We start from the raw sequence: 22,866 nt of genomic DNA on the forward strand, positions 1-22,866 counted from the left end.
ATGATGAAAGAAAAACTGCAAAACATCAAAGATGAAGCACTCAGAGCAATTGAAGCAGCTGATGTGCCGGAAAAGTTAAATGATGTACGTGTAAAATTCCTTGGTAAAAAGGGAGAACTTACAGCTGTATTAAAGGGAATGAAGGATGTTGCACCGGAAGAGCGTCCGAAGGTTGGGCAGATGGTAAATGAAACCCGTGCTGCCATTGAGGAAATCCTGGAAGAAAGCAAAAAGAAAATGGAACGTGCTCTTCGCGAGGAGAAAATGAAGCGCGAAGTAATCGACGTTACACTTCCGGCAAAGAAAAATATGGTAGGTCACCGTCATCCGAATACCATTGCTCTGGAAGAGGTGGAACGTATTTTCGTTGGTATGGGCTATGAGGTTGTGGAAGGACCGGAAGTAGAATATGACCTGTACAATTTTGAAAAACTGAACATTCCTGCAGACCATCCGGCAAAAGATGAGCAGGATACTTTCTATATAAATAAAGATATCGTACTGCGTACCCAGACATCACCGGTACAGGCGCGTGTGATGGAGCAGGGCAAGCTGCCGATCCGAATGATCGCACCGGGAAGAGTATTCCGTTCTGACGAAGTAGATGCAACTCATTCTCCATCCTTCCACCAGATCGAGGGACTTGTAATTGATAAAAATATTTCCTTTGCAGACTTGAAGGGAACCTTGGAAGTATTTGCAAAAGAGCTGTTCGGACCGGATACAAAGACAAAATTCCGTCCGCATCACTTCCCATTTACAGAGCCAAGCGCTGAGGTGGATGTATCCTGCTTCAAGTGCGGAGGCAAGGGATGCCGTTTCTGTAAAGGTTCAGGATGGATCGAGATTCTTGGATGTGGTATGGTTCATCCACATGTATTGGAAATGTGCGGCATCGATCCTGAAGAGTATACAGGATTCGCATTCGGTGTGGGACTTGAGCGTATTGCACTTCTGAAATATGAGATTGACGATATGAGACTGCTTTACGAGAACGATATTCGTTTCCTGAAACAGTTCTAGGTACACCACAAAATGCAAAAAGGTACACCACAAAATGCAGTTTAGGACGTAGCAAAATGCGTTTTGCTACGTCCTCGAAAGGAGATTAAAATGAATACATCATTATCATGGATAAAAGCATATGTTCCTGATCTTGACGTTACAGCTCAGGAATACACAGATGCAATGACACTTTCCGGTACCAAGGTAGAGGGATATGAGGTGCTGGATGCAGACCTGGACAAGATTGTCATCGGACAGATTGAAAAGATTGAGAAACACCCGGATGCAGATAAGCTGATTATCTGCCAGGTTAATATTGGAACCGAGACGGTTCAGATCGTTACAGGTGCTCCGAATGTGAAAGAACGAGATAAAGTTCCGGTTGTTCTGGATGGAGGACGTGTAGCAGGTGGACATGAGCCGGGCAGTCGTGTGGCAGGCGGAATTAAGATTAAGAAAGGTAAGCTTCGCGGTGTGGAAAGCTGCGGTATGATGTGCTCTATCGAGGAGCTGGGCTCTAACAGAGATATGTACCCGGAAGCGCCGGAAGAGGGAATTTACATTTTCCCGGAGACGGCTGTCGTGGGTGAAAGCGCAGTGAAGGCACTGGGGCTGGACGATGTGGTATTCGAATATGAAGTTACGTCCAATCGTGTGGACTGCTATAGCGTAGTAGGAATTGCAAGAGAGGCAGCAGCAACCTTCCGAAAGGAATTCTATCCTCCGGTTGTAACACCGACAGGTAATGACGAGGATGTCAATGATTATATTAAGGTAACCGTTAAGGATGCGGATCTGTGTCCGAGATACTGTGCAAGAGTAGTGAAAAATATCAAGATCGGACCTTCTCCGGAGTGGATGCAGAGAAGACTGGCATCTGTGGGAATCCGTCCGATTAACAACCTGGTAGACATCACCAACTATGTAATGGAAGAGTACGGACAGCCGATGCATGCGTATGATCTGGCTACTATTGAAGGAAATGAAATCGTTGTGCGCACTGCTGCAAAGGGTGAGAAGTTTACGACTCTGGATGGTCAGGAGCGTGAGATGGATGAGACGGTCCTGATGATCTGTGATGGAAAGAAGTCCATCGGTATTGCGGGAATCATGGGTGGAGAGAATTCTATGATTACAGACGATGTGCAGACGATGCTGTTTGAGGCTGCATGTTTTGATGGAACGAATATCCGTAAATCCAGCAAGAAGGTTGGTCTTCGTACAGATGCTTCCGGTAAATTTGAAAAAGGTCTGGATCCGAATAATGCACAGGCTGCAATTGACCGTGCATGCCAGCTCGTAGAAGAGATGGGTGCAGGTGAAGTAGTCGGCGGTATGGTTGATGTCTATGGAAAGAAAAAAGAGCCTGTAAGAGTACCATTTGATGCAGATGCGATTAATGCACTCCTGGGAACCAATGTTTCTAAAGAGGATATGATTGGATACTTTAAGAAAATTGATCTTGAATATGATGAGGAAACAAATGAGGTGATTGCACCGACCTTCCGTCATGACCTGTTCCGTCTGGCTGACCTGGCAGAGGAAGTGGCAAGATTCTACGGATATGACAATATTCCTACTACTTTGCCGAAGGGAGAGGCTACGACAGGAAAACTGTCTTACAAGCTTCGCATTGAGGAAGTGGCAAGGGATATTGCAGAATTCTGCGGATTTAGTCAGGGAATGACCTATTCTTTTGAAAGTCCGAAGGTATTTGATAAATTGAAGATTGCAGAGGATTCCCCACTTCGTCAGGCAGTGGAAATTATGAATCCGCTGGGAGAAGACTACAGCATTATGAGAACTACATCTCTGAATGGTATGCTGACGTCTCTTGCAACCAACTACAACAGAAGAAATAAAAATGTGAAGCTTTATGAGCTTGGAAATATTTATATTCCGAAGGCTCTGCCGCTTACCGAGCTTCCGGAGGAGCGCATGCAGTTTACACTGGGAATGTATGGAGACGGAGATTTCTTCAGCATGAAAGGTGTGGTAGAAGAATTCTTCGATAAGATCGGTCTGCACAAGAAAGAGACTTATGATCCGAATGCAGGCAAACCGTATCTCCATCCGGGACGTCAGGCAAACATTATTTATGATGGTGTCGTAGTGGGATATCTTGGAGAGGTTCATCCGGACGTGGCAGATACCTATGGTATCGGTGAGAAAGCCTATATTGCAGTTCTGGATATGCCGGAAATTGTTGAGAGAGCAACATTTGAAAGAAAATACGAAGGAATTGCCAAGTTCCCGGCTGTAACCCGTGATATCAGTATGGTTGTGCCGAAGGAAATTATGGTTGGTCAGATCGAGGAAGTGATTGAGAAAAAAGGCGGCGCTTATCTGGAAAGCTATGCACTCTTTGATTTGTATGAGGGTGCACAGATTAAATCCGGATTCAAGTCAGTTGCTTATTCTATTGTATTCCGTGCAAAGGATAAGACTCTTGCAGAAGCAGATATTACTCAGGCAATGGATAAGATCCTGAAAGCACTGGAAGAGATGGGAATCGAACTTCGTAAATAAAGGATGATTGGAAATGAAACGACAGGATTTTAGTTTTGATTTGCCGGAGGAGCTGATTGCTCAGGATCCTCTTGAGGACCGCTCCGGTTCCAGGCTGCTGGTTCTGGACAAGGACACCGGAGAAGTGTCTCATCACATTTTCAGGGAAATTATAGAATATCTGCAGCCGGGAGATTGTCTGGTCTTAAATGACACGAAGGTTATTCCGGCGCGTCTGATCGGCTCGAAGGTCGGAACCGATGCGAAAATAGAGATTCTGCTGTTAAAACGCATGGAAAATGATGTGTGGGAAACTCTGGTTAAGCCCGGGAAAAAGGCGAAGGTTGGAGCAAAGATCAGTTTTGGTGAGGGACTTTTAACAGGTGAGGTGGTTGGAATCGTAGAAGAGGGTAACCGTCTTGTGAAATTCACCTATGATGGAATTTTCGAAGAGATTCTGGATCAGCTTGGACAGATGCCTCTGCCGCCTTATATTACGCATCAGCTTGAGGATAAAAACCGTTATCAGACCGTATATGCAAAACACAGTGGATCTGCAGCGGCACCGACTGCCGGACTGCATTTTACACCGGAGCTTCTGAAGGAAATCGAAAATAAAGGAGTAGACGTTGCAAAAGTGACACTCCATGTAGGACTTGGAACCTTCCGTCCGGTGAAGGTGGATAATATTCTGGAGCATCATATGCATTCGGAATTCTACCGCATTGAACAGTCGGAGGCAGATAAGATTAACAGGGCAAAGGAAAATGGTCATCGGGTCATCTGCGTGGGAACTACCAGCTGTCGTACCATTGAGTCTGCAGCAGATGAGAACGGACGGTTAAGGGAGTGCAGTGGATGGACGGAGATATTCATTTATCCGGGATATCAGTTTAAGGTACTGGACTGCCTGATTACGAATTTCCATTTGCCGGAATCAACACTGATCATGCTGGTTTCTGCACTGGCGGGAAGAGAGCATGTGCTGGCGGCATATGAAGAAGCGGTGAAGGAAAGATACCGTTTCTTCAGCTTTGGCGATGCGATGTTTATTCGATAGAAAGAAGGAATATTATGCGCCTGGAGAGTTTTAAGATGGAACGCCAGGGTCTGGTGGAGGAAGGACAGGAAGTCGTAATCAGTGAACGAAGTCCGAGCACCGGAAGATATACTTATCTGGTGGAGCCATCGGTTGCTATGTCCGGCATCTACAGAACTACAGAGAGAATCAAAGCCAGAAAAGGAATTATCAGAGAAATTAAAGAGACAGAAAAAGGATTTTATCTGATCGTGGAGCTGGAAGAATAGATAAATAGAATACGTAAATACCCCTGTTGCTGAGAAGAAACCCGGCAGCAGGGGTATTTTTGGCTTTATATGGTTTGTGAAAAAAATCACTCCAAAAGTCGCACAGAACAAAATAAAATTTTAAATTGTATAAAATAAATAAAAAAACACGTCAATACAACCCATTTTTTAGACATAAAATTGGTGAAAAATAAAACGGGAATGTGTAAATATTAACAAAAAATCGGTAAAAAAATGATGGTTTTTTGTGAGAATGTATGATAAAATTATGGAAAGTAGAACGAATATAGCCAGTGCGGTTATACATTATGCAAAGGGAGGTAAAAAAATGCTTTCAAAAAAATCTACTGTTCCTTTCAGAGGAACCGAAGAACAAGAAAAAGCACTGCTTGCTGTCATTCATGAGTTGAAGGACGAGAAGGGTGCTCTTATGCCGATTCTGCAGAAAGCTCAGGACATTTACGGATATCTTCCGATTGAGGTTCAGAAGATTATCTCAGACGAGACGGGAATCCCGCTGGAGAAGATTTACGGAGTTGTAACATTCTATTCACAGTTCAACTTAAGTCCGAAGGGAAGGTATCAGATTTCTGTTTGTCTTGGTACCGCATGTTATGTAAAGGGATCCGGAGATATCTATAACAAGCTGATGGAGAAGCTCGGAATTGTCGGCGGAGAGTGTACACCGGACGGTAAGTTCTCTCTGGATGCATGCCGCTGTATCGGTGCCTGCGGTCTTGCTCCGGTTATGACAATTAATGATGAGGTGTACGGCAGACTGAAAGTAGAGGATATCGATGATATTCTTGCAAAATACGAATAGCTTTCAGATGTGAAAAACGGAAATGTCAATAGAATGGAGGGACAATATGAAATCTCTGGAAGAATTACGAGTAATAAGAGAGAAGGTGCAAGGGGAAGTCGGATATCGTTCTGAGCACCAGATTCCGGTTAAGATTGCCGGACCTGCAGCAGCTTATGAGGCTGCGAACGGCGAGGAATGGAGCACCAAATATCGCGCGCATGTTCTGGTCTGCGGAGGTACAGGATGTACATCTTCCGGCAGCCAGAGAATCAGAGAAAAACTGGCAGAAGAGATAAAGAAACAGGGAATTGAGGAAGAAGTATGTGTAATTAAGACAGGCTGTTTTGGTCTGTGTGCATTGGGACCGATTATGATCGTGTATCCGGAAGGCGCTTTCTATTCCATGGTGAAGGAAGAAGATATTCCGGAAATCGTATCTGAGCATCTGGTGAATGGAAGAGTGGTTACCAGACTGCTTTATGATGAGACTGTACATGGAAATGAAGTACTGCCTCTGCAGGAGACAAATTTCTATAAAAAACAGCACAGAGTTGCACTTCGGAACTGTGGTGTGATCAGTCCGGAAAATATTGAGGAATATATCGGAACAAGAGGATATGAGGCACTGGGAAAAGTCCTGACAGAGATGAAGCCGGAGGAGGTAATCCAGATTATGCTGGACAGCGGACTCAGGGGACGTGGAGGCGCAGGATTCCCGACAGGTCTGAAGTGGAAATTTGCAGCAGCTAATGCGGCAGATCAGAAGTACGTATGCTGTAACGCTGACGAAGGTGACCCGGGTGCGTTCATGGATCGTTCCGTACTGGAAGGTGACCCACACGTAGTACTGGAGGCGATGGCTATTGCAGGTTATGCAATCGGTGCATCTCAGGGATATATTTATGTGCGTGCAGAGTACCCGATTGCTGTTGAACGACTGAATATTGCAATCGGCCAGGCAAGAGAATATGGATTACTGGGCAAAGATATCTTTGGAACAGGATTTGATTTTGATATCGAGCTGAGACTGGGAGCAGGAGCTTTCGTTTGTGGTGAGGAGACTGCACTTATGACTTCCATCGAAGGAAATCGTGGTGAGCCAAGACCGCGTCCGCCGTTCCCGGCACTGAAAGGTCTGTTCCAGAAACCAACCATTTTAAATAACGTAGAGACACTGGCAAATATCCCGCAGATCATCCTGAACGGACCGGAGTGGTTCGCTTCCATGGGAACTGAAAAATCAAAAGGAACAAAAGTATTTGCTCTTGGAGGAAAGGTTAATAATACAGGTCTGGTTGAGATCCCGATGGGAACAACCCTTCGTGAGATCGTAGAAGAGATTGGCGGCGGAATTCCGAATGGTAAGAAATTCAAGGCTGCACAGACCGGAGGACCGTCCGGCGGATGTATTCCGGCTGAGAATTTTGATGTTCCGATCGACTACGACAATCTGATTGCAATCGGTTCCATGATGGGATCCGGTGGTCTGATCGTAATGGATGAAGATACCTGTATGGTAGATATCGCAAAATTCTTCCTGGAATTCACAGTAGACGAATCCTGTGGTAAATGTACACCATGCCGTGTGGGAACCAGAAGAATGCTTGAGATTCTGGATAAGATTACAAAAGGTCAGGGAACCATGGAAGACCTGGATCGTCTGGAGGAGCTGGCAGCTCACCTGAAATCCAATTCTCTGTGTGCATTGGGACAGACGGCACCGAACCCGGTACTGTCCACACTGCGTTACTTCAGAGATGAATACATAGCACATATCGTTGACAAGAAATGTCCGGCCGGCGTATGTAAAGATCTGCTTCAGTACAAGATTGATGCGGATAAATGTAAGGGATGTACACTTTGTGCAAGAACCTGTCCGAATAATGCAATCATCGGAAAGGTAAAAGAACCTCACGTAATCAATCAGGATAAGTGCGTGAAGTGTGGAGCCTGCATGGAGAAATGTCGTTTTGGTGCTATTTACAAAGAGTAATGGAGGATGGAAAATATGGAAAATATTAATCTTAAAATCAACGGGCTTGATGTATCCGCACCGGCAGGTTCTACTATCCTTGAAGCGGCACATCTGGCAGGAATCAGAATTCCGACTCTGTGCTATCTGAAAGAAATTAACGAGATCGGCGCATGCCGTATGTGTGTAGTAGAAGTAAAAGGTGCAAGAAATCTGGTTGCAGCTTGTGTGCACCCGATTAACGAGGGAATGGAAGTTTATACGAACACACCGAAGCTGATCCAGTCCAGAAAAAGAACTTTGCAGCTTCTGCTGTCCAATCACGATAAGAAATGTCTTTCCTGCGTGCGAAGCGGCAATTGTGAATTACAGCAGCTCTGTCGTGAGTATGGTGTGGATGATGAAAACTATTATGCAGGTGAAATGAATCACTACGAGCTGGATACTTCCGCTGCTCATATGGTTCGTGATAATAATAAATGTATCCTGTGCCGCCGCTGTGTGGCTACCTGTGAAAAGACACAGGGAATCGGAGTAATCGGACCGAATAACCGTGGATTCGATACATTTATCGGTTCTGCTTTTGAAATGGGACTGGGCGAGACCAGCTGTGTTTCCTGTGGTCAGTGTATCGCAGTCTGTCCGACAGGAGCACTTTATGAAAAAGACTACACAGATAAGATTATCGAAGCAATTGCTGATCCGGAGAAATATGTAGTTGTACAGACAGCTCCTTCTGTAAGAGCAGGTCTGGGCGAAGAATTTGGTTATCCGATGGGAACTGACGTGGAAGGCAAGATGGCAGCTGCACTTCGAAGAATTGGATTTGACAAGGTATTTGATACAGACTGGGGAGCAGACCTTACGATTATGGAGGAGGCAACAGAGCTTCTGCACCGTATTCAAAATGGTGGTGTGCTTCCGATGATCACATCCTGTTCACCTGGATGGATTAAGTATTGTGAACATTACTTCCCGGATATGACGGAAAATCTGTCAAGCTGTAAGTCTCCGCAGCAGATGTTTGGTGCTATGCTGAAAACATATTTTGCAGAGAAGGAAGGCATTGATCCGAAGAAGATCGTATCTGTCAGCGTAATGCCGTGTACAGCAAAGAAATTTGAGATCGGAAGAGATGACCAGAATGCGGCAGGCGTTCCGGATGTGGATATTGCCATCACAACAAGAGAGCTGGCAAGACTGATTAAGCGTTGTGGTATTGATTTTTCCGCTCTTCCGGATGAAGGATTTGATGATCCCATGGGCGAATCCACAGGCGCAGGTGTTATCTTTGGTGCGACCGGCGGTGTTATGGAGGCGGCACTTCGTACAGCCGTAGAGACTCTGACCGGTGAAGAGCTTGCGAACCTGGAGTTTACCGATGTGCGTGGTACACAGGGAATCAAAGAGGCATCTTATCATGTGGCGGGAATGGATGTGAAGGTAGCGGTAGTTTCCGGACTTAACAATGCAAGAGAGCTTCTTAACAAAGTGAAATCCGGTGAGGCAAACTACCACTTCATCGAGATCATGGGATGTCCTGGCGGATGTGTTAACGGTGGAGGACAGCCACAGGTATCCGGAGATGTACGTAACTTTACAGACGTACGCGGAATCCGTGCAGGCGTTCTTTACAGAAATGATGCTGCAAAACCAATCCGTAAATCTCATGAGAATCCGGCAATTAAGAAGCTTTATGATGAATATCTGGGCGAACCGGGAAGCCACAAGGCACATGAGACCTTACATACAACCTATGTAAAGAGAACAATTAACTAATAAAAAACCTGAATTAGAGAGATTTGGCACTATGATATGGTGCCAAATCTCTTTTTCTATTGATTACTGCAAAAAAACTCCCGAGTTCTTTGTAAAAAGGAATTGACAGGTTCCTGACATAAGGTATAAAATAAAACAAATGATTTAAAACAACCAATTTAAAACGTGTGATTTTGAATGGGAGGATGATGTAAATGCCACCGAAACCGAAATTTACAAGAGATGAGATCGTGGCAGCAGCGTTAGATATGGTCAGTGAACGGGGAATGGAGGCACTTACTGCCCGGGACCTGGGACAGCGTCTGGGAAGCTCGGCACGTCCCATATTTACGGTGTTTGAAAATATGGAAGAAGTGCAGAAAGAAGTAAGAAAGGCAGCAATGCAGCGGTATAATGACTATACAAATAAAGGGGTTCATTATACACCGGCATTTAAGCAATTCGGGATGCAGATGATTCTGTTTGCGAAAGAAGAGCCAAAGCTGTTTCAGATGCTTTTTATGACAGAAAATGAAAAGGCTAAGAGCTTTGAAGATATTTTTGAAGAACTGGGGGATATGTCAAAGCTTTGTATAGAGGTAATTATGAGGGATTATCAGCTGCCAGAGCAGGATGCGTTGCAGCTGTTTAAGCATGTGTGGATTCATACATTTGGAATTGGAGCACTATGTGCCGCCAAAGTATGTGACTTTGATGAGAAAGAAGTGTCAGAGATGCTGACGGAATCATTTATTGGAATGATGATGGTGGTAAAGTCCGGTGCGAAAGAACGGTATAATATTAAGCCAGTAAAAAAGGATGAATGTGACGAAAAGGAGAGCGACCTATGAGTAATATCATTGAAATAAGCCACCTGAGTAAAAGCTTTGGTGACGTGAAAGCAGTACAGGATTTAAGTTTCCGTGTAAAAGAGGGGGAACTCTTTGCATTTCTCGGCATCAATGGAGCGGGAAAGTCAACAACAATTAATATCATGTGCGGACAGCTTACGAAGAACGCAGGAAGTGTACATATTTGTGGGGCGGATCTGGATAAGGACGATGACACGATTAAACGAAGTCTGGGTGTAGTGTTCCAGAATTCCGTTCTGGATAAGGCGCTGAATGTACAGGATAATCTGGAAAGCCGTGCGGCGCTTTACGGAATCACAGGAAAGGTATTTAAAGAAAGATTAAAAGATCTTTCGCAACTTCTGGATTTCGAAGATTTGCTGAAAAGAACAGTTGGAAAGCTTTCCGGCGGACAGAGAAGAAGAATTGATATTGCAAGAGCACTTCTGCATCAGCCTAAGATTTTAATATTGGATGAACCTACTACAGGTCTGGATCCTCAGACAAGAAAGCTTCTCTGGGACGCCATTGCAAGGCTTCGTAAGGAACAGAAAATGACCGTTTTTCTGACAACTCATTATATGGAAGAGGCAGCAGATGCAGACTATGTTGTTATACTTGACAGTGGAAGAATTGCAGCGGAAGGAACGCCGCTGGAACTTAAGAATACCTATACGGGAGATTTTATCACACTGTATGGAGTGACCAAGAAACAGGTAAGCAGTCTTGGATGTCCAAGTGAGCCTCTTAAGCAAGATGTTTACCGGGTAGCGGTGCCGGATACGGCTGCTGCAACAGAGCTGATTCTGAAATATCCGGAGGTCTTTCGGGATTATGAAATCGTTAAGGGAAAGATGGATGATGTTTTCCTTGCGGTGACAGGCAAGAAACTGACGGGAGGTACAGAGAAATGAGAGGTCTGGGCGCATTAATTAAACGAAATACAAAGTTATTTTTTAAAGATAAGGGAATGTTCTTCACCTCTCTGGTAACACCGCTGGTTCTTCTGGTACTGTACGGGACGTTTTTGAGTAATGTATATGAAGATACATTCCGAGGGGCATTGGAGGCGGCTGGTGCTACGGCGCCGGATGAGCTGATCGGAGGATGTGTGGGCGGGGAGCTAACATCTTCTCTTCTGGCAGTCTGCTGTGTGACGGTGGCATTCTGTTCCAATCTACTGATGGTTCAGGATAAGGTAAATGGAACCAGGAAGGATCTTACGATTTCACCGGTAAGCAAGGGTACACTGGCTTTAGGATATTATATTTCTACAATGGTTTCCACGCTGTTGATTTCTTATGTGGCAACAGGTGTATGTCTTCTTTATATTGCAAAGGTGGGCTGGTATCTTACTACGGAAGATGTGCTTAGACTGCTGTTGGATGTATTTCTTCTGGTATTATTCGGAACGGCACTGTCCAGCATTATCAATATGTTCCTTACCAGTCAGGGGCAGATGTCTGCCGTGGGAACGATTGTCAGTGCGGGATATGGATTTATCTGTGGAGCATATATGCCGATTTCCCAGTTCTCGGACGGGTTGCAGAAGGTGATTTCTTTTCTTCCGGGAACCTATGGGACTTCCATGCTTCGAAACCATGTGCTCAGGGGAACATTTGAAGAGATGGAAAGTCAGGGATTTCCGTCTCAGGTCGTAGAGGCAATTAAAGATGCGGTGGATTGTAATCTATATTTCTTTGATGAAAAAGTGGGACTTAACACAATGTATTTGATTATGGCAGGAACGGCTGCAGGGTTGATTGCATTGTATGTGCTGTTAAATGTGGTGCGCAGCGGAAAACAGAGATAGTCTGGGAATGCTGATTGGCGAGACTGTGGGGATGTTTGTGAAGAAATGATATCCTGACTCTACGCTGCGTAGGTTGCCGGATGAGATGCCGGGGCTTACAATTTACTCATAATAAATGAAGAAAGAGGTAGATATTATGAGTTATGTGACTGGAAAAACGGTAAAAGAATTAAGAGAAAAAAGAAACATCACCCAGAAGGAGCTGGCAGATAGAATCAATGTCAGTGATAAGACTGTTTCTAAATGGGAGACAGGGGGTTCACTTAGATAAAGATACCACACCAATCCCACGCTGACTTTTGCTCAACCAATACAGCCGGAGGGCTGGATAACAAGAAAAGGCGGTATGCGCCCCGTGGAGGGGTAGCATATCGCCTTTTCTTGTGGGGGTTTCCAAAGGGGGCAACGCCCCCATTTGGCACACGACTTTGCGAAGCAAAGTGTAGTGTGTTATACGCTCTGTCGGCGTTGTCGTGAAAATGCCGTTGCCGCCGGGGAGGGCAAGGGCATTTGAAGCGGCAAGATTTGAAGCGGCAAGAAAACAGGGCTGTGCTTGCGTGGCGTGGAGCCGCAAGCGCAGGTCTGGTTTCATCAGCAGACAGAGCGTATATGAAAGCCCCCGTCCCTCGTCCTACGCTCCGACTTGTGGACAAAGTGTCCCGAAGTTGTGGCCACACTCCCGGAAAAGTAGCAGGACAGCGGGCAACCGTCAAGGCTGAAATGAACGGGGTTACACCCGGCCTTGACCGCCGCCCGCCGCCCCGCTGGATGGGTGGACAAGGCGGCCAATCCCTCAAAGTGCTTGGCCGCGCTCGTTCATTTTGGGGCCTTTCTTCTCCCAAAATTGAAATGGGCGGGAAAGCCCTAAAATGGCTTTCCCGCCTTGATTACCCATTAGCAAAGACGGGCGAGACTGTCAACGGCGGCGCTGAAAGCGCCGTTCATCTTGACCGTTGACTGGCTCGCCTGGCTTTGCTACTGCCCGTAAGAGATGGAAAAACAAGATGGAAAACAAGGTTAAAAATGGTTGACAAGTCTATCGGATGTGTGTTATACTGTGCGACAGTTTGAGATTGGAAGGAGGCTTACGTGTGTTAATTTGTGTACGCTAATAAGCAATAAAAAGTAGAAGTACCTTTCCACATGATGGTGGGCTTTTTTTGCGTGCGTATGCAAAGGAACACGTAGGTTTGACACGAGCAGTCTTTGAACTGTATCGTGGTGTTTTTTCGTGCTTTGTTGTTATGCAGGCGTCTGCCCTCTCTGTGGGACAACGCCTGCTTTTTATTGCAGAAACAAAGGAACAATGCAATAAAAAAGGAGGTTCGCATTATGACCCAAAACAACAATTCATGGAGAAAAACTTATTTTACACTTCTTGCCGGACAAGCAATATCCTTTATTAGCAGCGGTATTTTGCAAATGGCCATTATCTTTTATTTGGTTGCGAAAACTAATTCTGCAATCATATTGACGGCGGCAACACTGATTGGATTTTTGCCGCAAGCCTGTTTAGGCCCGTTTGCAGGTGCTTTTGTTGACCGGCACAGCCGTAAAAGCGTAATGATTGGTGCGGATTTGATAATTGCCGCCGCTGGCGGTATTCTGGCGCTGGTGGCGTTTTACATGGAATTGCCCGTATGGTCTATTATGGTTGTCCTGTTAATCCGAAGTGCGGGAACTGCTTTTCATTCTCCAGCATTCAGCGCAGCAACACCTATGATTGTGCCAAAAGAGGAACTTACAAAATGCGCTGGTTACACGCAGACCATGCAAGCAGTAAGTGCGATTATCAGTCCAGCTGCCGCAGCGTTTTTATATGCTGTTTGGCCTCTTAATGCAATTATATTGTTAGATATTGTGGGTGCAATCCTTGCCTGTGTGACTGTTGCGATTTCGTCCATACCAACGCCTGAACTATGTCCAGAAACGAAAAGACAACAGTTTTTACAGGATATGAAAGAGGGGTATGTGGTATTAAAGCAAAACAGGGGCCTCTTTGCTCTGCTCTGGATTGGTGTAATTTATATGTTCTTTTATATGCCAATCAGTACGCTTTTTCCTCTCATCTGTATGTCATACTTCAAAGGAACACCGGCCCATGCCTCTGCCGCTGAAATTGCTTTTGCGGTTGGTATGCTGCTTGGCGGAGTCATTCTGAGCATTTGGGGCGGTTTTAAGAAACGGCGGTACACCATCGGTCTTTCCGTTCTCCTGATGGGCGTTAGCAATATGCTCTCCGGGCTTTTGCCGCCAGACGCATTTCTTGTCTTTGTTGTGTGCTGTACTGTTATGGGAATTTCCGCTCCATTTTACGGTGTGCAAAATGCGATTTTTCAAGAAACGGTCAAACCAGAATATCTGGGGAGAGTTTTTTCTCTACTGACAAGCGCCGCTTCCCTCGCCATGCCGTTTGGCCTTGTCATTTCCGGGCCTCTGGCGGAGCGGCTGGGAGTTGAGAAATGGTTTGTCATTTGCGGAATTGGCATTATCATCGTTGCGCTTGCCGTATTTTTACTACCCGGTTTGAGAGAGATTGACAATACGCAATAATCAACTGCACCTTTTTCTATTACTAAACAAAATGCCTGGATGGTGGTTCTGAAAAACCAGAACCGCCGTTCAGGCATTTTTTATCTTCGTCCTCTCTGCGGTTTTGGATTCTTCAGCAAGTCGGATTTTTCCGCAATCTTTTTCAGCCACTTCCGTTCTTCTACTGACAGCTTCCTAAAATTCAGCTTGAGCCGTTTGCAGATAAACGCCAAGTACGCTTGTTCCGTGTCGCTGTCCTGGCTGACGATTTCACCAGCAGTTTCCAGCATTTCTTTTAGCGGGTTATCCTCTGGGACGCTGAAAAAATCGTCCTTGTGTGTTTCCCGCAGAGCAAGGGCAATCCCGTTTATGTCCCGTTGTATCACATAGCGGCAAAACTCGTCCTCATCAATATGGGCGGTGATAAGCTGTCTTAACTGCGTATCACTCATGCCAGGATTATGCTTTTTTATAACAGTTGCGCTCATCGTGTCCACTATGGCGTTTGCACCCTGCGCCTGTTTCAGTGCCGTTCCGTTCACATAGATTTCAAGGTCAGCCATCAGCCGGGGGAAATCCGGGTGCGCCGCCAGCTCACACAGCAGGGTATTGTCTATCCTCCCGCTTTTCAGCAGGTCAATCATTTCATCACTCAAACGCAGGTCTGCAAGATCGGCGTTTGGGTGATTTTTCATTTCAGACAGCCCCAGCAGATAATCAGCGGTCACACCGTAAAACTTCGCCAGCCGGATAAGGGCATAGTGGCTGATGTCCTTGAAGTCTTCCGTTTCGTAACTGCCCAGCGCAGACTTGGAAAGCCCGGTCTGCTCCGCAAGCTGCCCCAGCGTCAAGCCACGCTCCACACGTAGGTCTTTTAATCGCTCTTGTATGGATAAAGACATATTCACCCTCCTTGCTAGCTCAACGAAAGAGAAGCCGTTATGCTATGTACTATGCTCATAGCATAACGGCATAGGCATTTACAGTTTTATTTTACCATTTGCTACATCTTCACGAAATTTATCAACAAGCTTCGCTGTCAGCTTGGATTTACCGTAGTGTTCAAGTACAAAAGTACGATAACTTTTTCCATCTACAAGCACATCACTTTTTCTGGTCAACAACCAATTTCCGTTACCTCCTCCCTGTTCTCTAATATTCCAGTCTTTCCCATATCTTTTATAGATTTCATCTTTTTTACCTTGAACAGACATTGATTCGCTTGGAATATAAACAATTTGCATAATAGCTCCTCCTTTATTTTGTGCAAGAAGACCAGAAACCTGAATTTGTCTTTTATCTTTTTTTGATTATATCACAAATCCGAGAGCGTGGAAATAGGGAGTTTTTCAGGCTGATTTCCTACCTCTTGGATATACGGCACAGGCGGTCAAAAAGGTGTAGACTTGGGATAGTTCATCGATGGACAAGCACCTTGGAAACAGAACACGCCAAAGAAAACGGAGGGACGCATGAGCAAAAGACCCTATCAACACCTGCCGCCGCTGGAACACAGGCCGGACGGCTCCCCCTACCGCATAACCCCGCCCCAGAAGAGACGAGCCAGCGGCCTGATACGCCGGGAGTGCTGCAACTGCGAGGACGGAAACTGCCTTGCGCTGGACGATGGCGACACCTGCGCCTGTCCGCAGATGATTTCGTTCTCCGTCTGCTGCAAGTGGTTCCGCTGGGCGGTCTTGCCGCTGGACAGGACGCTGGAAGCGGAGATTTACCGGGACAGGGACTTGAAACGCTGTGCGGAGTGCGGCGGTGTGTTCGTCCCGAAGTCCAACCGGGGCAAATACTGCCCGGACTGCGCCGCCAGAGTTCACAGGCGGCAGAAAACAGAAAGTGAACGGAAAAGGAGGTCTGCTGTGGACAGTTAAGAGCGGGAAAAGCCTTGATTTGCAAGGCTCCGCAAGCCCTCAACCGGGGCGGCTGGTATCATTTATCATTCGCCCCGGAAAACGGGCCTCTAACCGTCCACAAAACACGCTATGACAAACACGATTTATATTCACCAGCCGGAAAAGGCGTTCAGTTTCACCCGGCTCCCCAATTTCCTTTTTGAAGCACCCACATTCCAGCCCTTGAGCAACGAAGCGAAGGTGCTGTATGCCTTTGTCCTGCGCCGGGCGGAGTTGTCCCGGAAGAACGGCTGGGCGGACGAGTACGGGCGGGTCTACCTGTACTACCCCATCTGCGAGGTGGTCGCTTTGCTCCGCTGCGGGCGGCAGAAAGCGGTCAACACCCTGCGGGAGTTGCAGTATGCGGGGCTGGTGGAAATCCAGAAACAGGGCTGTGGAAAACCCAACCGCATTTACCCGAAATCCTATGAAGCGGTTCCAAACACCGACTTCAAGAAATCCGGTTATGGTACGCCGGAGGGCTGAAAACCGTACTTGGCGAGTACGAAAATCAATCCTCTTGAAGTACGGAAATCTGACGGTATATAGAAATACAGAGATTAAAACCATCTATTTACATTCATTCCATTCCAATCCTATCAGAGATATTTTCGGCGGGAAAACCCGCCGGAAAGGAATGGAATGGGGAAAGGAGTTCAATGGCACAACACGCAATTTTGCGATTTGAGAAGCACAAGGGCCACCCGGCGGGGCCGCTGGAAGCCCACCATGAACGGAAAAAGGAGCAGTACGCCAGCAACCCGGACATTGACACCAGCCGGAGCAAGTACAATTTCCACATCGTCAAGCCGGATGGCCGCTACTACCATTTCATTCAGAGCCGCATCGAGCAGGCCAGATGCCGCACCCGCAAGGACAGCACTCGGTTTGTGGACACGCTGATTACCGCCAGCCCGGAGTTTTTCAAGGGCAAGTCCCCAAAGGAGATAGCGGCCTACTTCCAGAGGGCGGCGGACTTCCTCATTGACCGGGTGGGCCGGGAGAACATCGTTTCGGCTATGGTACACATGGATGAAAAAACGCCCCATCTGCACTTGGTCTTTGTGCCGCTGACAAAGGACAACCGCCTGTGCGCCAAAGAAATTATCGGCAACCGGGCCAATCTGACGAAGTGGCAGGACGATTTTCACGCCTGTATGGTGGAGCAGTACCCCGACTTGGAGCGTGGGGAGAGTGCCAGCAAGACAGGCCGGAAGCATATCCCCACCCGGCTTTTCAAACAGGCGGTTTCCCTCTCCAAACAGGCCAGAGCCATTGAAGCCGCCCTTGACGGCATTAACCCACTGAACGCCGGAAAGAAAAAAGAGGAAGCCCTCTCCATGCTGAAAAAGTGGTTCCCGCAGATGGAGAACTTCTCCGGGCAGTTGAAAAAGTACAAGGTCACAATCAATGACCTGTTGGCGGAGAATGAGAAGTTGGAAGCAAGGGCAAAGGCCAGTGAAAAAGGCAAGATGAAAGATACGATGGAACGGGCAAAGCTGAAAAGCGAACTGGACAATTTACAGCGGCTGGTTGACCGTATCCCGCCGGATATACTAGCGGAACTGAAACGGCAGCAGCGGCACACGGTAAAGGAAAGGTGATAGTATAAGCAGAAATTTTCGCCGCCTCTGTGCGGCATTGTACCTTGAAAACTGAATATGGAGGACACTGGATGGCAAAAAGCGAAAGCGATATTTTTACACCCCGGACAGGGCAGGTCATACAAGCAGAGAACGGCACGCAGTATTTTGTATGTGGGAACAACCGTATAAAAATCTCCGAACACTTCGCCGCAGGCGGGAAGCCCCTCGGTGATCTGATTGTAGATGTGGTGCGGCATACCGCAGAAAAAGCCGCTTCAACCTGATAGCCCATCATTGATAACACGCCCACGCTTATGATATAATTGCCATAGAGCAAAAGTATTGTAAGCGTGGGTTGTTTCTTTAGAAGGAGGATTTTTAACGGTGAAACAACCTTACAATACTACGATTTACAACACGGCGCTTTATATGAGATTGAGCCGGGACGATGAACTGCAAGGAGAAAGCGGGAGTATTCAGACACAACGCATGATGCTCCGGCAATATGCCGCCGAGCATGGCCTGAATGTCATAGATGAATATATCGACGATGGATGGTCTGGAACGAACTTTGACAGGCCGGATTTTCAGAGAATGATTGATGACATTGAGGACGGGAAAATCAACTGCGTTGTTACGAAGGATTTATCCCGCTTAGGCAGAAACTACATTCTGACCGGCCAATACACGGAAATCTACTTTCCCAGCAAAGGCGTCCGCTATATCGCTGTCAATGACAATGTGGACACCATCAACGGAGAGAATGAGCTTGCCCCATTCCTCAACATTCTGAATGAAATGCACGCCCGCCAGACCAGCAAAAAGGTAAAGGCGGCCATGCGGACACGGTTCGCAAATGGCGCACACTATGGAGCCTATGCTCCGCTTGGCTATGTCAAAGACCCAGATAAGAAAGGCCATCTTCTGATTGACCCGGAAACAAGGTGGATTATCGAAAAGATTTTTGACCTTGCCGTTCATGGCCGGGGAGCCGCCAGCATTACACGGATTTTGGTCGAAGAAAAAGTACCTACTCCCGGCTGGCTGAATTTCCAGAGATACGGCACTTTCGCAAATATCTATGCCGGAGCGCCGGAGGAAAAAGCCTATGCGTGGACGATAGCGCAGGTGAAAAGTATTCTGAAAGAGGAAACCTATATCGGACACAGCGTCCACAATAAGCAGACCAACATTTCATTCAAAAACAAGAAGAAAGTACGCAAGCCAAAAGAGGAATGGTATCGTGTGGAGAACACCCACGAAGCGATTATTTCCGAAGATGTGTTCCGTCAAGTACAGGAGCAGATTTGCAACAGGCGCAGACGGCAGAAGAACGGCACAACACAGATATTTTCCGGGCTGGTAAAATGTGCGGACTGCGGCTGGTCGCTGGCCTATGGTATGAACAGCCAGAACAAAAATCCCTATGCCCACTACCATTGTAGCAAGTACGGGCAAGGATTGCACCAGTGTTCCATGCACTATATCCGCTATGATGTGCTTTACGCCTATGTCCTTTCCCGTCTGCAATACTGGTCTGTGCTGGCACAGCAGGATGGGGACAAACTTCTGAAACGGCTACTTAACGCCAGCGACAAGGAACGCAATACTGCAAGGAAGCGGCAGACAGCCGAACTGAAAAAGGCGGAAAAGCGCAAAGCAGAAGTAGACACCCTGTTTGCAAAAATGTATGAGGACTGGTCTGCCGGACGCATTACAGAATACAATTTCAATATGCTGTCCGAAAAGTATCAGGGCGAACAGCGAGAATTGGACGTAAAAATTGAACGGCTTCACGAAGCGATGGAGACCGCCGCCCAGACAGCGGTTGACGCTGAAAAGTGGATAGGTCTGATGAAACAGTATGTCAATCCCACAGAATTGACGGCTGAACTTCTGAATACGCTGATTGAAAAAATCCTTGTCCATGAAGCGGTCAAAAGTGAGGACGGAAGCCGGGAACAGGAAGTGGAAATCTTCTACCGCTTTATCGGCAAAATCGAATGACACATCTTGAGATACCCAACAATATCTTTAACTAAGGGAAACGGGTAAAGGTCTTCCGGATATTTCGATTATTGAGGATCTGGCAAAGGCGCTTGGGATTTCCATTGCGGAGCTTCTGACGGGAGACCTGAGAGAAAACGAGAATCCTTCCGGAAATATGAAAAAGACACAGTTCTATGTATGTCCGGTATGTGGAAATGTGATTACTGCTGTTGGGCAGGGCTCGTTTTCATGTTGTGGAATTACACTTCTTGAGCAGGAACCGGAAACATGTGATGAGAATCATCAAATCATTCTGGAAACGGTGGATAATGAGTATCATGTGACGATGGATCATCCGATGGACAAAGGGCATTACATTTCCTTTATCGCATACGTGACATCCGGAAGTGTGGAAGTTGTAAAGCTTTATCCGGAACAGGATATATCGGTGAGATTTAAAAAGAAAGGAACCGGGATTTTGTATGCGTATTGCAACAGGCATGGAATGTATAGAATGCTGGTGAAGTTAAATAGAGCGAATCGTGGATAGGAGATGAACTTGTGAAGTTAAAGAATGTACTGATTGTAGTAAATGATATGGAGAAATCTATTGCATTTTACAGAGAGCTTTTTGGATTGGAAGTAATCCTGGATAATGACGGAAATGTTATTCTGACAGAGGGACTTGTACTGCAGGATGCAAAGATCTGGAGTGATTTTATCGGGAAGGAAATTCTGCCGAAAAATCATGCTTCAGAGCTGTATTTTGAAGAGAAAGATATCGAGGCATTTGCCAAAAAACTGGATAACTACAGGGAACCGATTGAGTATGTGAACCGGCTGATGACCCATAGCTGGGGGCAGAAGGTGATCCGTTTTTATGATCCGGACGGGAATCTGATTGAAGTTGGTACGCCGGTGTAAAGGAGAGCCTGTAATGGAATGGATCAATGTTTTTATTTGCCGGGAATCAAATCCTGTTCAATTTTTCCAGAAGCTATCGTATGATCCAACCAAAGATTGAGAGAATCTATTGCCAAAGCCATTTTCTCCAACTCTCCTTTAATTTTGAGAAAATCTGGCATTTCATCTTCAGAAAGTTTGCCGTCCACCGTTATTTCAATGAGACGGTCTTTCTCGCGGGTGAGTATATTGAGAGTGGCAAGCATTTCCAGGGTAATCTGGGAAAGTTCTTTTGTTTGGATCTCAGGAACATATTTTATACCGATCGGACACTCGTGAGAGCAAAAATAATTACACAGCGAAGGATTCTTATAGCAGTCAGCCATTGCAAGTATTTCTTCAGGATGGGGTAAGGATTTTTCGTTTTCTATTTTCTCGATACGGTCAGAAGAGATAAAACCGAGTTTTTCAGCTGCGGTTTCACGTGAGTAATTCATATCCTCACGACTTATCTGGTATATATTTTTGTTTTCTTTCGTTGATTTTCTTCCCATAATTGATTCCTCGTTCATCAGATTTTGTTGTGTTCCATTATATAAGATATCGCTCAGAAAGGGAAGAGGTACCCGGATAAAAAGAAATCTCTCGACGGATTTTGTTCGCAAAAAAGGCGAAATAGATATATGTATTTCTGCAAACAGACAGTTTAACAGAACCGAGATTATAGCTATAATAAAGGCATAATTTGTAGAAAATGGAGGAAGGAAAAATGTTAACACTAATATTTACAATCTTAATGCTTCTTATATTTGGAAAAATTATTGGTTTTGCTGTGAAGGCAGCATGGGGGATTTCAAAAATAATATGTACCGTAGTGCTGCTTCCGCTATTCTTAATAGGCCTTGTGTTTGCAGGATTGATTGGAATTGCATTTCCGATTCTGCTGATTGTGGGAATTGTTTCATTGCTAATTCCAAAATCATGGTAGGAGATTTTTACAGTGCAAAAAAGGGGAAAAATAATGAAAAAGCGGGTTATTCCCAAAATAAATTCCATACATTTTGGTGGCAAATGGATCGGACTGGGGCTTCTGATTGGCGGTATCATTCCGCTTTTTGTCTGGTTATTGTTTCGTATATTTTTATGGGAGTTGTGTGTAATTGGCGGAATCATCCTCGTGGGATTTGTCGTTGTGTTTGCAATAGAGATGCATCAGGATTTTGGAAAAATACCACACTATGAACGACATTTAAAGGAAACAATCCCCTTTGATCCTCAAAAACAATATGCTGTCATTCGAAGTTCGATCTGTACCGGAGAAAAAGTTGCCGGATTTAAAAATATTGAGGATGGACATTTCACGGAGGTCATGTTAATTAGAACGGATGAAGAGGAAAAACGGTTTAAAAAAATTTATAATCTTGAAACAGTAAAAAGAGAATACTGATAAGGAGAATATTGCTGAATAAAATGATAATTGAACTTGGTAAAGAATGTGATATTGATAATTGGATGTACCTTGTAAATAAAGTAAAAGATGGATTTCCAGGGCTTGAGACCAAAGAGGCTTTAGATGAGCATAGAGATACTGTTTTAGATTTTATGAGTAAGCAGTCTGCAATTTGTGCAAAAAGTGGGAATAAGATTGTTGGTACATTACTATTTTCGAAAAATCATAATATGATCTGCTTTTTAGCTGTTGATGCTGAATATCGCAGACAGCATATTGCAGAAAAGATGGTTTCCTATATGCTTACATTCATGGATCCCAAAAGAGCTGTTGTAGTGACAACATATCGAGAAGGAGTGCCGGAAGGGGTTGCAGCCAGAGCATTTTATAAGCGACTAGATTTTGTTGAAGGCAGGTTGATCGAAGAGTTTGGAAGTCTGGTTCAGGAATTCGTGTTAGAACAGAAAATAATTAAATAA

At 45.6% G+C, this 22,866-nt stretch carries 24 protein-coding genes and 1 pseudogene; 22 read left to right on the forward strand and 3 right to left on the reverse strand.

Features of this window, described 5'->3' with window-relative positions; translation table 11 throughout:
* The first annotated feature begins 3 nt into the window (after positions 1-3).
* The 12 genes and pseudogenes from pheS to ACQRCC_RS10495 all read left to right on the forward strand — a co-directional run bounded on the left by pheS (position 4) and on the right by ACQRCC_RS10495 (position 14,573).
* Positions 4-1,023, forward strand: a complete 1,020-nt coding sequence (pheS, locus tag ACQRCC_RS10440) for a phenylalanine--tRNA ligase subunit alpha (RefSeq protein WP_427850737.1) — start codon at positions 4-6, stop codon at positions 1,021-1,023.
* A 90-nt stretch (positions 1,024-1,113) separates the two neighbouring features.
* Complete coding sequence (gene pheT / locus ACQRCC_RS10445) at positions 1,114-3,534, forward strand: phenylalanine--tRNA ligase subunit beta (RefSeq protein WP_427850720.1); 2,421 nt, start codon at positions 1,114-1,116, stop codon at positions 3,532-3,534.
* Positions 3,535-3,547: 13 nt separating this feature from the next.
* Positions 3,548-4,573, forward strand: a complete 1,026-nt coding sequence (gene queA / locus ACQRCC_RS10450) for a tRNA preQ1(34) S-adenosylmethionine ribosyltransferase-isomerase QueA (protein WP_427850721.1) — start codon at positions 3,548-3,550, stop codon at positions 4,571-4,573.
* Positions 4,574-4,587: 14 nt separating this feature from the next.
* Complete coding sequence (locus tag ACQRCC_RS10455; RefSeq protein ID WP_427850722.1) at positions 4,588-4,821, forward strand: hypothetical protein; 234 nt, start codon at positions 4,588-4,590, stop codon at positions 4,819-4,821.
* Between the two features lie 328 nt (positions 4,822-5,149).
* The gene (locus tag ACQRCC_RS10460; RefSeq protein ID WP_427850723.1) at positions 5,150-5,644 is read left to right on the forward strand and encodes an NAD(P)H-dependent oxidoreductase subunit E; all 495 of its coding nucleotides are present in this window, start codon (positions 5,150-5,152) and stop codon (positions 5,642-5,644) included.
* A gap of 46 nt (positions 5,645-5,690) precedes the next feature.
* Positions 5,691-7,619 carry an NADH-quinone oxidoreductase subunit NuoF gene (gene nuoF / locus ACQRCC_RS10465; protein WP_427850724.1) on the forward strand — a complete coding sequence of 643 codons (1,929 nt, stop codon included), beginning with the start codon at positions 5,691-5,693 and terminating at the stop codon, positions 7,617-7,619.
* Positions 7,620-7,634: 15 nt separating this feature from the next.
* Positions 7,635-9,377: an NADH-dependent [FeFe] hydrogenase, group A6 gene (locus ACQRCC_RS10470; RefSeq protein ID WP_427850725.1), complete on the forward strand. Its 1,743-nt coding sequence runs from the start codon at positions 7,635-7,637 to the stop codon at positions 9,375-9,377.
* A gap of 194 nt (positions 9,378-9,571) precedes the next feature.
* Positions 9,572-10,207: a TetR/AcrR family transcriptional regulator gene (locus ACQRCC_RS10475; protein WP_427850726.1), complete on the forward strand. Its 636-nt coding sequence runs from the start codon at positions 9,572-9,574 to the stop codon at positions 10,205-10,207.
* Complete coding sequence (locus ACQRCC_RS10480) at positions 10,204-11,121, forward strand: ABC transporter ATP-binding protein (protein WP_427850727.1); 918 nt, start codon at positions 10,204-10,206, stop codon at positions 11,119-11,121. Before ACQRCC_RS10475 ends, ACQRCC_RS10480 begins: the two co-directional genes overlap by 4 nt.
* The gene (locus ACQRCC_RS10485; RefSeq protein ID WP_427850728.1) at positions 11,118-12,020 is read left to right on the forward strand and encodes an ABC transporter permease; all 903 of its coding nucleotides are present in this window, start codon (positions 11,118-11,120) and stop codon (positions 12,018-12,020) included. The genes ACQRCC_RS10480 and ACQRCC_RS10485 overlap by 4 nt, the downstream gene beginning before the upstream one ends.
* A gap of 136 nt (positions 12,021-12,156) precedes the next feature.
* Positions 12,157-12,285, forward strand: a pseudogene (locus ACQRCC_RS10490) (helix-turn-helix transcriptional regulator); the annotation flags it as partial.
* A gap of 1,067 nt (positions 12,286-13,352) precedes the next feature.
* The gene (locus ACQRCC_RS10495; protein ID WP_002584949.1) at positions 13,353-14,573 is read left to right on the forward strand and encodes an MFS transporter; all 1,221 of its coding nucleotides are present in this window, start codon (positions 13,353-13,355) and stop codon (positions 14,571-14,573) included.
* 80 nt (positions 14,574-14,653) lie between these two features.
* Here ACQRCC_RS10495 and ACQRCC_RS10500 read toward each other — a convergent pair whose 3' ends face one another.
* Entirely contained in the window at positions 14,654-15,454 is an 801-nt protein-coding gene (locus ACQRCC_RS10500) for a helix-turn-helix domain-containing protein (protein WP_002575858.1), read from the reverse strand.
* 78 nt (positions 15,455-15,532) lie between these two features.
* Positions 15,533-15,796 carry a hypothetical protein gene (locus tag ACQRCC_RS10505; RefSeq protein ID WP_002575859.1) on the reverse strand — a complete coding sequence of 88 codons (264 nt, stop codon included), beginning with the start codon at positions 15,794-15,796 and terminating at the stop codon, positions 15,533-15,535.
* 228 nt (positions 15,797-16,024) lie between these two features.
* Here ACQRCC_RS10505 and ACQRCC_RS10510 point away from each other — a divergent pair, with 228 nt between their 5' ends.
* The 7 genes from ACQRCC_RS10510 to ACQRCC_RS10540 all read left to right on the forward strand — a co-directional run bounded on the left by ACQRCC_RS10510 (position 16,025) and on the right by ACQRCC_RS10540 (position 20,958).
* Positions 16,025-16,438 (forward strand): cysteine-rich VLP domain-containing protein, encoded by a 414-nt coding sequence (locus tag ACQRCC_RS10510; RefSeq protein WP_002575860.1) that lies wholly within the window; start codon positions 16,025-16,027, stop codon positions 16,436-16,438.
* Between the two features lie 111 nt (positions 16,439-16,549).
* A complete protein-coding gene (locus ACQRCC_RS10515) occupies positions 16,550-16,945 on the forward strand; it encodes a replication initiator protein A (protein WP_002575861.1) in 396 nt (131 codons plus the stop codon).
* Between the two features lie 173 nt (positions 16,946-17,118).
* The gene (mobV, locus tag ACQRCC_RS10520; protein ID WP_427850729.1) at positions 17,119-18,063 is read left to right on the forward strand and encodes a MobV family relaxase; all 945 of its coding nucleotides are present in this window, start codon (positions 17,119-17,121) and stop codon (positions 18,061-18,063) included.
* A gap of 71 nt (positions 18,064-18,134) precedes the next feature.
* Positions 18,135-18,329: a hypothetical protein gene (locus tag ACQRCC_RS10525; protein WP_002334813.1), complete on the forward strand. Its 195-nt coding sequence runs from the start codon at positions 18,135-18,137 to the stop codon at positions 18,327-18,329.
* A 145-nt stretch (positions 18,330-18,474) separates the two neighbouring features.
* The gene (locus tag ACQRCC_RS10530; RefSeq protein WP_154410947.1) at positions 18,475-20,052 is read left to right on the forward strand and encodes a recombinase family protein; all 1,578 of its coding nucleotides are present in this window, start codon (positions 18,475-18,477) and stop codon (positions 20,050-20,052) included.
* A 157-nt stretch (positions 20,053-20,209) separates the two neighbouring features.
* Positions 20,210-20,584 (forward strand): desulfoferrodoxin family protein, encoded by a 375-nt coding sequence (locus tag ACQRCC_RS10535; RefSeq protein ID WP_427850730.1) that lies wholly within the window; start codon positions 20,210-20,212, stop codon positions 20,582-20,584.
* A gap of 11 nt (positions 20,585-20,595) precedes the next feature.
* Positions 20,596-20,958 (forward strand): VOC family protein, encoded by a 363-nt coding sequence (locus ACQRCC_RS10540; protein WP_427850731.1) that lies wholly within the window; start codon positions 20,596-20,598, stop codon positions 20,956-20,958.
* A gap of 32 nt (positions 20,959-20,990) precedes the next feature.
* On the opposite strand, the gene ACQRCC_RS10545 is transcribed toward ACQRCC_RS10540, so the two are convergent.
* Positions 20,991-21,491, reverse strand: coding sequence for a helix-turn-helix domain-containing protein (locus ACQRCC_RS10545; protein ID WP_427850732.1), 501 nt, complete (start codon positions 21,489-21,491; stop codon positions 20,991-20,993).
* A 215-nt stretch (positions 21,492-21,706) separates the two neighbouring features.
* Here ACQRCC_RS10545 and ACQRCC_RS10550 point away from each other — a divergent pair, with 215 nt between their 5' ends.
* From ACQRCC_RS10550 to ACQRCC_RS10560, 3 genes are read left to right on the forward strand one after another with little or no spacing between them, the layout of a single operon-like run.
* A complete protein-coding gene (locus tag ACQRCC_RS10550; RefSeq protein WP_427850733.1) occupies positions 21,707-21,925 on the forward strand; it encodes a hypothetical protein in 219 nt (72 codons plus the stop codon).
* A gap of 33 nt (positions 21,926-21,958) precedes the next feature.
* On the forward strand, positions 21,959-22,384 hold the full coding sequence (locus ACQRCC_RS10555; protein WP_427850734.1) for a hypothetical protein: 426 nt from the start codon (positions 21,959-21,961) through the stop codon (positions 22,382-22,384).
* 11 nt (positions 22,385-22,395) lie between these two features.
* Entirely contained in the window at positions 22,396-22,866 is a 471-nt protein-coding gene (locus ACQRCC_RS10560; RefSeq protein ID WP_427850735.1) for a GNAT family N-acetyltransferase, read from the forward strand.

Source organism: Sporofaciens sp. SGI.106, assembly GCF_050314255.1.
Lineage (GTDB): Bacteria > Bacillota > Clostridia > Lachnospirales > Lachnospiraceae > Claveliimonas.